This is a genomic window from Luteolibacter ambystomatis, assembly GCF_018137965.1.
Classification (GTDB): domain Bacteria; phylum Verrucomicrobiota; class Verrucomicrobiia; order Verrucomicrobiales; family Akkermansiaceae; genus Luteolibacter; species Luteolibacter ambystomatis.
Window position 1 is genome coordinate 1,920,914 of record NZ_CP073100.1, and the last position, 13,479, is coordinate 1,934,392.

A 13,479-nucleotide genomic window follows, 5' to 3' on the forward strand; every position below is an offset into this window, starting at 1 on the left:
GGGCACGGTCCTTACCGATGAAGTTTGTCTGGATGAGCATGATGGCGATCGGTTTGCAGGCTGGGATGCAGGTCCTTGCGGCGGACACGCCCTTGTTCAACCGGGACATTCGTCCGATCCTCTCGGAGAAATGCTATTCGTGCCACGGGTTCGACCCGAAGCACCGCAAAGCGGATTTCAGGCTCGATACACCCGAAGGTGCCTGCGCCACCACGGACAGCAAATTGCCCGGCATCAAACCCGGCTCCACCAGCGGCAGTGAAGTCTGGCAGCGCATCCTGGCAACCGACCCGGATGAGGTCATGCCTCCTCCGGAATCCCACAAGACACTTTCTCCGGACGAGAAGGAACTCATCCGCAAATGGATCGAAGCCGGTGCCCGCTATGAAAAGCACTGGGCCTTCGAGGCTCCCGTACGGCCTGCGGTACCGCAACCTTCCGTGAATCCGATCGACGCGTTCCTCGGTGAACGCCTGCTCCGCACCGGCTTGAAGCCCTCCGCCGAAGCGGACAAGGAGACGTTGCTGCGCCGGGTCACGCTGGACCTAACAGGATTGCCACCGACGATCAAAGAGCTGGATGACTTCATCGCCGATCAGGACCCGGATGCCTATGACCGCGTGGTCGCACGATTGCTGGAATCGCCCCACTATGGCGAGCGGATGGCCACCCAGTGGCTGGATCTCGCGCGCTATGGCGACACCAATGGGTATCTCCACGATTTGCTTCGCACCGGCTGGCCATGGCGGGACTGGGTCATCCAGGCTTTCAACGCGAACATGTCTTACGATCGCTTCGTGATCGAGCAACTCGCGGGCGACATGCTGCCGGAGGCCACTCCGGAACAGATCCTCGCGACCAGTTTCAACCGGAACCATCTGATCACCGCGGAGGGCGGCACGATTGCCGCCGAGTATCTGAATGAATATGCGGCGGACCGCGCCCAGACCGTTGGCACGGCTTTCCTGGGTCTCACGCTCAACTGCTGCCGCTGCCACGATCACAAGTTCGATCCCATCAAGCAGGAGGACTTCTACAGCCTTCAATCCTACTTCAATTCCATCACCGAGAAACACGTCGAAAACGACAAGTCCGCGGCGTATCCTCCGCTGATCGAAATCGCCTCTCCTCTCGTTCCGCAGGGACCGAAGGTGAAGGTGATGGTCATGCAGGAGGCGGCCACGCCCACTCCGACGTTCGTGCTGACGCGCGGGCAGTATGACCAGCCGGACAAGAGCCACCCGGTGGTCAGGCGCCCGCCTCCGGTGCTCGGTGAATCTCTCCCCGATGCTCCCGCAAACCGGCTGGGACTGGCACGCTGGCTGGTGTCGCAGCGCAATCCCCTGCTCGCACGGGTGACTGTCAACCGCTTGTGGCAACAGTTCTTCACCACCGGCATTGTGAAGTCGGCGGATGACTTCGGCATGCAGGGCGAATATCCCGTGCATCCGGAGTTGCTGGATTGGCTGGCAGTGGAGTTCCGGGATGGCAGTGCCTCCGCGAGGCCCTGGGATGTGCGGCACATGGTGAGGTTGATCGTGACCAGTGCCGCCTACCGCCGTTCATCCGTCATCCGTCCTGAAGTGACCGCCAAGGATCCCGATGGCAGGCTGCTCGCAAGTTTTCCACGGCGCCGGCTCACTGCGGAAGAACTGCGGGATCAGGCGCTCTCGGCCTCGGGTCTCTTATCGGAGGATATGGGTGGCGCTCCGGTCTTTCCCTATCAGCCATCGGGCTTGTGGGAAGAACGCTCGAATGAAGGCAGCAACACCAAGGCCTACAAACAGAGCCTGGGCGGCGCCCTCCATCGTCGCAGCCTCTACACCTTCTGGAAACGGACCTCTCCGCCTCCCTTCATGATCCTCTTTGATGCCCCCGACCGCACCTCCTGCTCGGTCCGTAGAATGCCGACCAATACGCCGCTGCAGGCCTTGGCCACGCTCAACGACGAACAGATTCTCGAATGCGCGAAGCAACTCGCGGAGCGGATGCTCAAGACCTCCATCCCGACCCGCGGGCGGCTCGTTCTGCTCTTTCGCACCGTCACCGCAAGGTCTCCTTCCGATGCCGATATACGCACGCTGGCGGATGGCTTGGATGCACTCCAAGCACGCTACCGTGCCACCCCTGCCGATGCCGCCGCCTTGTTGCAGCAGGGTACCACGGCCGTCGATGCCAGCCTCAACCCATCGGAACTCGCGGCCTGGATGCTCATCGCCAGCACCGTTCTCAATCTCGATCAAACCCTCGTCCGCGACTGAAATGCAATCGGCCCATGATCATTTGTTCAATCTGAACCGCCGCCAGTTGCTGAAAGGTGCCGCGGCCGGTGGACTCTCCTTTCTCGGCAGCACCGCACTGGGTCGTCTCCTGGCGGCGGAGCAACCCTCCGCACCAAGCCTGCCCATGTTCCCGAATTTCGCGCCGAAGGCGAAGCGCGTCATCTATCTCTATCAGGAAGGCGCGCCCTCCCAGCTCGACACCTTCGACTACAAGCCGGGATTGCACGAGTTCTTCGACAAGGACCTTCCCGCCTCCGTGCGTGGAGCCCAGCGTCTGACCGGCATGACCTCCGGCCAATCCCGGCTGCCCATCGCGCCTTCGATCTTCAAGTTCGAACAACACCCGAACCGCCAGGAGGGCCTGTGGGTTTCGGATCTGCTGCGCCACACCGGCGGCATGGCCGGTGAGCTGTGTGTCGTGAAGTCGATGATGACCGAGCAGATCAACCACGGGCCGGGCGTCACCTTCATGCAAACCGGCAATCAGAATCCCGGCCGCCCCTCCATCGGTGCCTGGCTCTCCTACGGCCTCGGCAGCACGAATGAAAACCTGCCCGCCTTCGTGGTCATGATCAGCCAGGGCCGCGGCCAGATGCAGGCCCTGTTCTCCCATCTGTGGGGGGCCGGCTTTTTACCGGGGGAACATCAGGGCGTGCAGTTCCGGGCCTCCGCCGATCCGGTGCTCTACCTCAATGATCCGAAGGGCATGCTGCGCGGAGACCGGCGCAAGATGCTCGACATGCTCGGCGAGATCAACCGGCGTGAAGCCGAATCCAACGGCGACAGCCAGGTACTCGCCCGCATCGCCCAATATGAAATGGCCTATCGCATGCAGACCAGCGTGCCGGACCTGACCGACTTCAGCACCGAACGGGAAAGCACCCTCGCGCTGTACGGCCCCGATGTGAAAAAACCCGGCACATACGCCTACAACTGCCTGATGGCCCGTCGCATGGCCGAGCGGGGCGTGCGCTTCATCCAACTCTACCACCGCGGCTGGGACCACCATGGCAGCGTCGTGCGGGATCTTCCCCTCCAATGCCAGGACGTCGACCAGGCACAAGCCGGATTGCTGCAGGATCTCAAGCAGCGCGGCCTGCTGGAAGACACCCTGGTGATCTGGGGCGGCGAATTCGGCCGCACCGTCTATTGCCAGGGGAATCTCACGCCCACACAATACGGGCGTGATCATCATCCCCGGTGCTTTTCCATGTGGCTGGCCGGCGGCGGAATCCAAGGCGGCATCTCCTACGGCCGGACGGACGACTTCTCGTACAACATCCTCGAGAACCCCGTCACGGTGCATGACCTGCATGCCACGATGCTGCATTGCCTCGGAATCGACCACACCCGACTGACTTACAAAAGCCAGGGGCTCGACATGAAGCTTACCGGCGTGGAACCGGCGAAGGTCGTGAAGGAATGGTTCGTGTGATCGCTGTCTGAACCGCGGGGAGAAGCGGAATTCTTTGACGGCTTGTCCAATTCCAGTCGTGCTGTTCGTCAATAGGATGAACCCCATTGCAATAGAACGCCATGAACCAGTATTGGATCACCATTCACCACCCCGATGACTACGACCCGTTTCTGCTGGAGGACGAGGCGATGCACCGCGAGATCGATGTGCTCAATGAGGAGATGATCGCCGCCGGTGTCCGCGTTTTCGTCGGCGGTCTGCAACCCGCAGGCACCGCAAGATCACTGCGCGGGCAACCCGGTGGCGGAGTCGTCATCACGGACGGACCCTACCTGGAAACCAAGGAACACGTGGGAGGCTTCTGGGTGGTGGAAGCCGCCGGTCTGGACGAAGCGCTGGAGTGGGGCCGCAAGGCGGCCATCGCCTGCCGGGCACCCGTCGAGGTGCGTCCGTTTTATTGACGGATCGTGCGGCCCGCCTATGAAGATAGGAACACCACACCGGTATGCCCTATCTCCAACGTGCAGGACGAAGCGGAATCTTTCTCACGCAATTCCGCCACAATGCCCGGAAAATGTTTATGAAGATGGGATACCGGAAAAAGTCCGCTGCATGAAGTGTATGGAAGGAGACCATTCCCGGACATCGCGAGTTTGTTGTCACCACAGATGCGTCCATGAAACCCACATCGAAATTTTTGCTTCGGTCCCTGATTATGACTTCCGTCGTGGCGCTCGCCTTCTGGGCCGGACGCGCCAGCACGCCGGAAAGTGACACCGGCAAAAAGGAACCGGAGAAGCGCCCCACCCGCTCCGCGGACCGTTCATCCTCCTCCCAGACCCGTACGCCGAAGCTCGTGCTGCCCGGGGCCGGTGGCGAGGCGATCACCACCGCGCTCCAACTCCGCGATTTCTACAAGCGCAGTGGCGGCAACTACGAAAGCGGCACCGCCATGGCCAATGCCGCGCTTTCCAAGATGAACGCGGACGAGCTCGCCGTGCTCGTCACGGATCTCGCCGAGGCCCAGGCCTCGACGCCCGGCTACGCCTACACGTTGGAGATCTCCACCGCCTGTGCGCGTTGGGCCGCCGTCGATCCCGATGCGGCGCTGCGTTTCGTGCTTTCCGCCAAACAAGCGTCCTTTCGTTCCGCCGCCATAGGCAACCTGCTCGCGGGCATCGCCGCGGACAATCCGGAGCTCGCCCAAGCCAAGCTCGCCTCCATCCGTGATCCACAGTTGCGGGCCGCCGCGCGAACCGGGCTTTGCAATGCCTTGGCCACCTCGCAACCTGATGCCTGGCTGGACATGATCAAGAACGATCCATCCCTGGCCCGGAACATCAGCGTCACGGGCATCGTCGGCGAATGGGCGGTGGACGATCCCGCCGCAGCCGCCAAACGGCTTGCCCTGCTTCCATCCTCCGTACGGGGTGATGGAATCTCCGCCCTCGCCAAGATCTGGGCGTCCAAGGACAGCACCGCCGCCCTCGCGTGGGCGAATTCCCTGGGCAATGACAGCCAGCGCAACAAGGCGCTCGGAGCGATCGCCGGTGGCATGGCCGCACGGGATCCGGATGGAGCACTCGCGACCTTGGAAGGAATGCCCGCCGCCGCACGCCGTGCGGGCCTCTCCTCGATTTTCCAAACGCTCGCCGATCAGGACTTCGGCTCCGCCATCGAACGCGCCACGTCCTTGTCCGACCCGACGGATCAGCGCAACGCCATCCTGATGCTCATCGGCAGGGATGCATCCGGAGATACCTACTACACCCGTGATGCGAGCCAGATCGCCGCAGTGATCGGAAAGCTGCCCGCAGGCGCGCTGCGCGATCAAGCCCTCGACCAGCTCGGCAGCCGCCTCGCATCATCCTCCCGTGAGGAATCCGAAGCGATCCTCCAAGGCTACTCCGCGGCGGAACGCCAGAAGGTCGAGAAGAACATGGTCCAGTCCCTGTCCTATTACGATCCCGCCCGCGCCTTGGAAATCTACGACTCGCTTCCCACCGGAAAGGCGGAGTCCTATACCTTCCAGAGCATCTTTTCATCCCTCGCGTCGAAGGACCCGGAAGCCGCCCTCAAGCTGGCCTTGTCCCGCAAGAATCCGGTCGAGCAAATCCGCGCGGTCTCTTCCGCACTCGGGCAGATGGCAAACAGCAATCCCGAAGCCGCCCAACGGCAATTCGCCGCCCTGCCCGCAGGCCCCGCGCGTGAGGCCGCACTCCAGACCATGGCATCGAGCTGGGGCAGTTCCGATGCCGAGGCCGCCATGCGGTGGGCGGCAAGCCTGCCGGCGGAAGAACGCACGAAAGCCACGCTCACGCTCATCCCGTCCATGGCTCGCAACAATCCTGAGGCCGCCGCCAACGCCATCGTCCCATTCCTCTCGGATACCTCCAAAAATCCCAATATCTCCAACGCCGTCTCCCAGGTTTCCAGCTACTGGGCGGCTCAGGATCCCACAGCCGCCACGCAGTGGGCGGCAAGCCTTCCCGACGGCACGATCAAGGACAGCACCATCCAGAGCATCGCCTACTCCTGGTGCGGCAAGGACCCGGACGGCGCGGCCAAGTGGATCGACAGCATGCCGGATGGCAAGACCCGCGACAACGCCGTCAATGCCATGATCAGCACGACCCAGCAAAACGATCCGGCGACCGCTTACCGCTGGGCGGAAAGCATCAACGACGACCAACATCGCTATTCCGCCGTCAGCAACGTGATCTCGAACTGGGCGGGCAGCGATCCCGCCGCAGCCAGGGCGGCGGCACTCAAGGCGGATCTACCGCAGGAACAGCGCGCCAACCTGCTTCAAGGACTGGAAAGCCGCGGCAAATCCGTGACACCTTCCTCCGACGTCTACTACAGCGTCGATCCATTCCTCGGACAGTAACCGGACTGGACGGAAAATCCCATCACACCACCCGCGATCTTCTCTCTTCCCTCCGGCTCCCTCTGATCCGTCACGGTCCCACATGTCCGCGCGGCGGGTCAGTGCAGATGCGATCCGCGCCGTGCCGCGATCGAATGCGCCTCCTGCGGCACGTAGTCGGTCCACGTGGCATCGCCCAGTTCGATCATCCGCTGGATGTCGCGCCCGGTGTATTGGAGCAATCCCGTGTCCTTGCACGGCACGCTGCGGACCATCCCGTTTTCGAGGAAGTGGCGGTAGAGATGCTTCTCACCCTCCGGCGGCACGAAGTTATCCGCCGTGACCAGCTCGCCATTGCGGCGGTTCTTCCATGGAAAGACATAGAGCGACAGACCGCTCTTGAAGAGGCGTCCGAAGGATTCCATCAAGCCACCCGCGAGATTCTCCGACCACTTCGCTTTGAAGAGTTCGTTGAGGAGGCCGATGCTGAGCACGATGCCCAGCGGCTTGTTCGTGCAGCGGTTGAGGAAGGCGGCGAGGCGGTGGAACTCCGCGAACTTCGACACCAGCACGGTCTTCCCCAGCGCCTGCAGGGCATCGGCGCGGTCGATGAAATCCACCGGGTCCAACTCGGCGCCGCGCAGCAGGTTCGACATTGATATCTCGCAGATCTCCATTTCATTGCCGCGGTCGGCGGGGTCGATCACCTGATGGAAGACGCCGCGCGCCTGCTCCAGCATTTCCAGATGGAGCTTCATCACCGGATCGAAGCTGCCGCGGAGGAGCAGCACCGGACGCTTGTACAGCGTCTCCGCGGGCTGCACCACCTCGCCATCCGGCAGGAACAAGGTCGCCTCCGTCAAACCGCTCTCCACGAGCTGGAGCGCGCACAAGCGGTTGTCGAAGTAGCCGTAGCCATGGCCGCTGAAGGACAGCAAATCCACCTCCACCCGGCCGGGCAGCAGATTATCCACCAGAGACTCCACGAAGTGGCGCAGGTGCCCGCGCTGGCGGAAGGTCGCGTATATCAAATTCACGCCCACGATGCCGAGCGCCTCGCGCTGCTCGTTGGCGGCGGCATCCAGCAGGCGGATGTGAAGGACGATGTCGGACGGTGGATCGCCGGCTTTCCGCTGGAAGCGGATGCCGATCCAGCCGTGGCATTCGGCGGTGTCCTTCCAGCCGCGCGCGCGCACCGTGTTGCAGAACGAGAAGAAGGTCGTGTCCTCACCGCGCTTCGGGCCGAGGCGTTCCGTTAGAATCGCGAACTCATGGTCGAGCATGGCCGTCAACCTCTGGCGCGAGACATAGCGGTCGGTGCGTCCGTAGATCGCATCGCTCATCGTCATATCGTAGGCGGAGATCGACTTCGCCACCATGCCGGCGGCCCCGGAGGCGCTGAAGAAACGGTTCGCGGTTTCCTGTCCCGCACCGATCTCGGCGAAGGTGCCGTAGATCGTTGGATCGAGGTTCAGGTTCAGCACCTTGTCATAGGTGGACTGGATGGAAATGTTGTCGTTCATGGTTCCTGCTTGGATTGCGGTGCCACCCACCCTTGGGATACAATCCGGCTCACGATCACCTGGTCCGCGCGGCCGCCTTCGGGGAAGCGCAGTTCCACCTGGCAATGGACGCCCTTCGGAGAATCTTCAAAGCGCAGGGATTTGTCCGTCTCGGATTCCCGCTCGATATAGCCGTCGAGATGACGCTGGCCGTCCACGGATTCCAACCGCACGGAGCGCCACTTCTTCTCGTCCGTAAAACCAAAGTTATAGTAGTTGGCCTCGGTGGCGATCACCCGGAATGGCACCGGCTCGATGGATCTCTTCGCGATGAAATCGTCCCAGCCCATGGCGGACCAGTCCACCCAGCTTTCCCAATCGATCCTCCAGCCCTGCGGGGTCTTCACGAAATACATCAGGCGGCTTTTGAAATCACCCGTCACCACCAGCGCCGCGGCGGTGTCGCCCGCCACGGTCACCTCGCCGGTCTCCGCAAACGATGAGAACCCCACGGGAGTGATCCGGCCATCCGGCCACTTCCGCATCAACCGCGGGCCACTGGTCTCCGGATGACCGATGACCGGCAGGACCTCGGATACCTTCCCGGCGGTGAGAAATGTCTTCACCAGCGGTTCAAGACTTTCCACCAGCGCCTTCGGATCCACCACCGGTGCCGCGGGGACTGGAGTGGGCGCGGGCGTCACCACCGCGGGTGCCGGAGCTTCAGCCCGTGGCACCCCGGGCTGCGGCGGCGATCCCGGCTTGCTCTTCAGCAGCAGCAATGTTCCCGCCGTGAGAGCCAGCATGGCGACCGCCACCCCACCGATCACCAGACGATCGGAATTGGAGGAACGCTTGCGGCCATCCTCTTCCCAGGAGGGCTGCTCACGGCGGCGGCGGCCTCGTTCCCGGGGATGCGCCATCGGTTCCGCGATATGCGGAGCCTCCTGCTCCGGGGCGATCAATGGCGGCAGGATTTCCCCCGGAGATGGCAATCTCAGCATCCGCCGGCAGGACGGACACACGAGGCCGGTACCATCATGGTCGCGCGGCACACGGAACACGAACCGGCAGTCCGGACACACATATCCGCTCCAGCGCCGCGTGCTGCTTTCCGATGTCTCCGCCACGCCGCGAACCATGGGCGGACCATCGCACGCGCGCAAGCCCGGGCACCTTCAAATGCGCGAGACTTCACCTCCCCATCAATCGCCGTTGATCTGGAGCTTTTCTGGGCGGCGCATCTTCAACTGTTCCTCGGTGCCCTTGAGGTCGAGACTGTCCAGCACGTTGGTACGGCGGCGGACAAAGCCCCCGTCTCCGCTGATCGGCGTCGTGTCCGGCTGCTCGGCGTGATAGGGATCATCCCCCAGCAGTGACGGAGCCTTCGGGCGGATCGGAATCACATCCATCGACTGGACGTTGTTGACCGCCAGATGATTGCTCCCCGGCAGGCCGTCCGCACCGGAGTGCAGCGTGCAGAAGGGCATGTTCTCCGTGCCGCGGCGGAAATACTCCATCGTCGCGGCGCTGCGCGAGCGCACCTGCTTGGTCGCCGGATCCTCGGCCATCTCGTAACAGAACTCCGTCGCGCGCTGGCCGGACACCCGGCACACCGGCACCTCCACCACCGTCGCGGGCGGCTTGATTTCATCGCCACCAAAGGACGGGGCGGCGGCATTCATCACCGCCTGCCACACCGGCAGCGAGAGATCGCGGCTGAAGGCGCCCTCGTATATCGGACGGCCGTTGCTCTGCAGGAAGCCCGTCCAGACACCACAGGAGATGCGGTTGTTGTAGCCGAGGAACCAGGTGTCCTGGAAATCCGCCGTGCTGCCGCCCTTGCCGCCGCCGAGGAACGGGCGCTCGATCAGGCCGTTCAACGCGCCCTGCGAACTGCCCCGCAGCAGCGATCCCGCGAGCATCGAGTGAACCTGGAACGCCGTGGCCGCATCAATGGCCGGAGCACTTTCCTTGGTCACCGCCGAGCGCCGGTAAACGGTCTCGCCCTTCAGCGAATCCACGCTCTCCACGTAATGCAGCGAGGCCGGACCCGGCGAGCCGCCGCGACCGAAGGTGGCGATCGCCCGCACCGCTTCCTTCATCGAAAAACTGTCCCACCCCACGCACAGGCGCGGCAGCGGTTCAACCCCCTTCGCAGGCAGGCCCATCGCCGCCGCACCATCGATCACCCGCTGCAATCCCGTCTGCTGGCCGAAGCGCACCGTGGCCGCGATCTTCGATTGCTCCAGCGCCCGGCGCACCGGGATCTGGCCCTCATAGGTCGGAGAAGCAACCTCCATCCCCCATTCGCCGAGAATGCCTTCGCGCCCGCCAACCATCACGGAGCGGTTGTCCATCGGCTCGTCCGCCACCGTCGTGGCCGGGGTGAGCCCGTTCGACAGGCCCGCCGCATAGATGAACGGGAAATACGCCGTGCCCAGCGGGCGGCGGCCCATCTCGATGAAATCGAACGGCACCTGCGCGTAATCGCGTCCGCCCACGTGGGCCAGCACGCCGCCGGTGCGGTGATCCACCATCAGCACCGCCCCTTGCAGATACTCCGCCGCCTTGCCGGAGGATTTACGATAGTCGGCGTACTTCGGGTTCGCGTAGTCCTTGCGCGCCTCGGCGGCATTGAGGCTCTTGATGAGCGCGTCCTGCGCCGCGTTCTGCGCTTCCGCCAGAATGGTCGTGTGAATGCGGTAGCCACCGGCGGCCAGCGCGTCATCCCCGAGAACGTCGCGGATCTCATCGGCGATGCGTTCGTAGAGATGGGAGGTGCCGCGCTGCAGCGGCTTCGGATTGATCGTCACCGGCATGGCACGATAGCGCGCCAGCTCCGCCGTGGTGATGAAGCCCTCCTCCTGCATCCGGTCCAGCACGTGGTCGCGGGTCTTCTTGTTTCCCGCCAGGCTGTTGAGCGGCGAGAGTCCGGTCGGGTTCTTGATCAGGCCGACGATTGACGCGCATTCCTCGGTCGAGAGATCCTCCGGCTCCTTGCCGAAGTAACCGAGCGAAGCCGAGCGGATGCCGTGGAAGCCGCTGCCGAGGTAGATCCGGTTCAGGTAGAACTCGAGGATCTCGGTCTTCTTGTAGCGCTTCTCGATGCGGCGGGCCAGATAGGCTTCCACCAGCTTCCGCTCGTACTTGTCCTGGTTCTTCCGCAGCGCCTCGTTCTTCAGGTCGTAGGCATTGCGGGCGAGCTGCTGGGTCACCGTGCTGGCTCCCTGGCTTTCGCGGCCCGTCCACTTGTTGAAAAACGCGGCGCGGCCGATGCCGATGTAGTCCACGCCATCGTGGGTCCAGAAACGCGAATCCTCCCCGGCGATCAACGCGTTGATCAGACGTGGCGGCATCTTGCCATAGGGAATGATGCTGCGGTTCTGGACGAAAATGCGGCCGATCTCCTTCTCGTTGCGGTCGAGGATCAGGCTGGGGATTTCCAAGTCGTTGATCCGCTCCAGATCGTAGGTTTCCGCATGCTCGCGATACTTGCGCGTGCCTTCCCAGAAAACCACGCAACCCAGCGCCGCCACCAGAAGGCCCGTGAGCAGGAGGCCGAACCAGAAGCGCTTCTTTTTGTAAAAGCGGCGCTTGCGGGTGGTTTTCCTCTGGGAGTTGTCTCGTATTGCCATGCCGGTTCCGGAGAGTGAGAACGTGCCTGTCGCCCGTGACAGTCCCACATCCATATCCCCACGCAGGAGGCTCGGCAACCCCCACTTTGGCCAGCCTTCTGGCCGATCGCATCGCCCGCGAAGGCCCGGTTTCCTTCGCCGATTTCACGGCGGCCGCCCTCTACGATCCCATCCGCGGCTACTACGCCCGGGAAACCCGCCAAGTGGGGCGCGGAGGAGACTTTTTCACCAGCGTGAGCGTCGGCCCGGTCTTCGGCACCCTGCTCGCCCGGCGCTTCCTGAACTGGTGGCACCGGGCCGGACAACCGGACCGCTGGCGGATCACCGAACTCGGAGCCCACGACGGCACGCTGGCAGGCGACGTGCTCGATGCCCTGCTGGCGATGGATGCACGTGCCTTCGGGACGGTGGAATACGCCATCATCGAACCGCTGCCCACCCTCGCCGCCGCCCAATCCGCCGCACTGGCGAGATTCGCCGGGCACTACCGAACCGTCCGGGAGGTCACGGAGCTCGCTCCCTTGCCCGGCATGGTCTTCGGCAATGAACTGCTCGATGCCCTGCCCTTCCACGTCATTGAACGCCACGGCGGTTCATGGCACGAGAGCATGGTCACCATTTCAAACGATGGATTCCAATGGGATGCATCTTCCCAATGGGGAGGTCCGGTGCCTGAAACCTCCGCCCCGCTGCCGGATGGCTATCGTACGGAAATCCGGACCAACTACCGGGAACTCCTGGAACCACTGGCCCGAACTCTCGACCACGGCCTGATGCTGTGGATCGACTATGGCTTTGCCCGCCCGGAATACTATCTCCCGGAAAGAACCCGCGGCACCTTGCGAACCTTTTCCCGGCATCGGGCGGGCGATGATCCGCTGGATTCCCCCGGGGAGCGGGACATCACCGCCCACGTCGATTTCACTGCGGTGGCGGAAACGGCTCTCGCGCTGGGCATGACTCCCTGTGAATTCCGCGACCAAGGTGCCTGGCTCACCCGCCTCGCCGGGCCTTGGCTTCAGGAGCAGGAACAACAGCCCGATCCCGCCGCGATCCGCCAATTCCAAACGCTCATCCATCCCGCCCACCTCGGCGCACGCTTCCATGCGTTGGAGCTGGCGGTCAGAGAGCCGGTCGAGGAATCCGCCCGGACCCAAGCCGTCGCGAGATTGGCACTGGCTCCTCTGCAACGTAGCTGAAGTCGTAAGACTTCAGGCTGGGAGGACTCTCCCTATTCCCGAGAGGGAGTATCGAAACCTCCTTCGTCCCATTGGGACGAAGGAGCTTCACCCGGGGTTTCGGTACACCCTCTGAGACTCCAATTCGGAGCGGTCGAAGGAGGACTGGAAGTGTGGGGAACTGCCTATGTTCGCCCCGCCCGAGGTCTCACGACTCCGGCTACACGTCTTCAAGACGCATTCAGCAGTTTCCGCAGCAACGAATCCGCGCCCTTCTCGATCGCCTCATTGTCGTCGCTGCCGAGCGTATCCTTCACCCACTGGCGGAACGACTGTGGCTTCGCCGGTTCCCCGGACTCCGCCAGCTCCCGGATCTCCTGGATCACCCGTTCGCGGTCCTTCGTCGGCAGCGCCAGAATCCGGGCGGTCAGCGGAAAATCCCCACCGCACAGCCCGTGATAGAGCGCCAGATGCCGGATCACCTCGGACCGTGAAATCCCCAATCGCGATGCCGTGGCGTCGAGAATGCGTTTTTCATCGTTCGAAATGTAAAGAGAGACCCGTGAGAACCCTGACATGCACGTTGGATACTT

At 63.2% G+C, this 13,479-nt stretch carries 9 protein-coding genes; 5 read left to right on the forward strand and 4 right to left on the reverse strand.

Going from position 1 to position 13,479, the window contains the following annotated elements:
- Positions 1 to 17: 17 nt before the first annotated feature.
- From KBB96_RS07350 to KBB96_RS07365, 4 genes are all read left to right on the forward strand, one after another.
- Positions 18 to 2,261 carry a PSD1 and planctomycete cytochrome C domain-containing protein gene (locus KBB96_RS07350; protein ID WP_211633969.1) on the forward strand — a complete coding sequence of 748 codons (2,244 nt, stop codon included), beginning with the start codon at positions 18 to 20 and terminating at the stop codon, positions 2,259 to 2,261.
- A gap of 1 nt (position 2,262) precedes the next feature.
- Complete coding sequence (locus KBB96_RS07355; protein ID WP_211633970.1) at positions 2,263 to 3,717, forward strand: DUF1501 domain-containing protein; 1,455 nt, start codon at positions 2,263 to 2,265, stop codon at positions 3,715 to 3,717.
- 101 nt (positions 3,718 to 3,818) lie between these two features.
- Positions 3,819 to 4,160 carry a YciI family protein gene (locus KBB96_RS07360; protein WP_211633971.1) on the forward strand — a complete coding sequence of 114 codons (342 nt, stop codon included), beginning with the start codon at positions 3,819 to 3,821 and terminating at the stop codon, positions 4,158 to 4,160.
- 254 nt (positions 4,161 to 4,414) lie between these two features.
- Entirely contained in the window at positions 4,415 to 6,589 is a 2,175-nt protein-coding gene (locus tag KBB96_RS07365) for a hypothetical protein (protein ID WP_211633972.1), read from the forward strand.
- Between the two features lie 98 nt (positions 6,590 to 6,687).
- Here KBB96_RS07365 and KBB96_RS07370 read toward each other — a convergent pair whose 3' ends face one another.
- From KBB96_RS07370 to KBB96_RS07380, 3 genes are all read right to left on the reverse strand, one after another.
- Complete coding sequence (locus KBB96_RS07370; RefSeq protein WP_211633973.1) at positions 6,688 to 8,091, reverse strand: TonB-dependent receptor; 1,404 nt, start codon at positions 8,089 to 8,091, stop codon at positions 6,688 to 6,690.
- Entirely contained in the window at positions 8,088 to 9,212 is a 1,125-nt protein-coding gene (locus KBB96_RS07375) for a hypothetical protein (RefSeq protein WP_211633975.1), read from the reverse strand. The genes KBB96_RS07370 and KBB96_RS07375 overlap by 4 nt, the downstream gene beginning before the upstream one ends.
- 63 nt (positions 9,213 to 9,275) lie before the next feature.
- Positions 9,276 to 11,762, reverse strand: coding sequence for a transglycosylase domain-containing protein (locus tag KBB96_RS07380; RefSeq protein ID WP_211633976.1), 2,487 nt, complete (start codon positions 11,760 to 11,762; stop codon positions 9,276 to 9,278).
- Positions 11,763 to 11,794: 32 nt separating this feature from the next.
- Between KBB96_RS07380 and KBB96_RS07385 the strand changes: the two genes are divergently transcribed.
- Entirely contained in the window at positions 11,795 to 12,907 is a 1,113-nt protein-coding gene (locus KBB96_RS07385) for a class I SAM-dependent methyltransferase (protein ID WP_211633977.1), read from the forward strand.
- A 209-nt stretch (positions 12,908 to 13,116) separates the two neighbouring features.
- Here KBB96_RS07385 and KBB96_RS07390 read toward each other — a convergent pair whose 3' ends face one another.
- Positions 13,117 to 13,464, reverse strand: coding sequence for a ribbon-helix-helix domain-containing protein (locus tag KBB96_RS07390; protein ID WP_211633978.1), 348 nt, complete (start codon positions 13,462 to 13,464; stop codon positions 13,117 to 13,119).
- Positions 13,465 to 13,479: the final 15 nt, after the last annotated feature.

Excerpts from the sequence above, each read along its gene's own strand:
- KBB96_RS07350 (WP_211633969.1), top strand. The coding sequence starts at position 18 with ATGAAGTTTGTCTGGATGAGCATGATGGCGATCGGTTTGCAGGCTGGG.
- KBB96_RS07355 (WP_211633970.1), top strand. The coding sequence starts at position 2,263 with ATGCAATCGGCCCATGATCATTTGTTCAATCTGAACCGCCGCCAGTTG.
- KBB96_RS07360 (WP_211633971.1), top strand. The coding sequence starts at position 3,819 with ATGAACCAGTATTGGATCACCATTCACCACCCCGATGACTACGACCCG.
- KBB96_RS07365 (WP_211633972.1), top strand. The coding sequence starts at position 4,415 with ATGACTTCCGTCGTGGCGCTCGCCTTCTGGGCCGGACGCGCCAGCACG.
- KBB96_RS07370 (WP_211633973.1), bottom strand. The coding sequence starts at position 8,091 with ATGAACGACAACATTTCCATCCAGTCCACCTATGACAAGGTGCTGAAC.
- KBB96_RS07375 (WP_211633975.1), bottom strand. The coding sequence starts at position 9,212 with ATGGTTCGCGGCGTGGCGGAGACATCGGAAAGCAGCACGCGGCGCTGG.
- KBB96_RS07380 (WP_211633976.1), bottom strand. The coding sequence starts at position 11,762 with ATGGATGTGGGACTGTCACGGGCGACAGGCACGTTCTCACTCTCCGGA.
- KBB96_RS07390 (WP_211633978.1), bottom strand. The coding sequence starts at position 13,464 with ATGTCAGGGTTCTCACGGGTCTCTCTTTACATTTCGAACGATGAAAAA.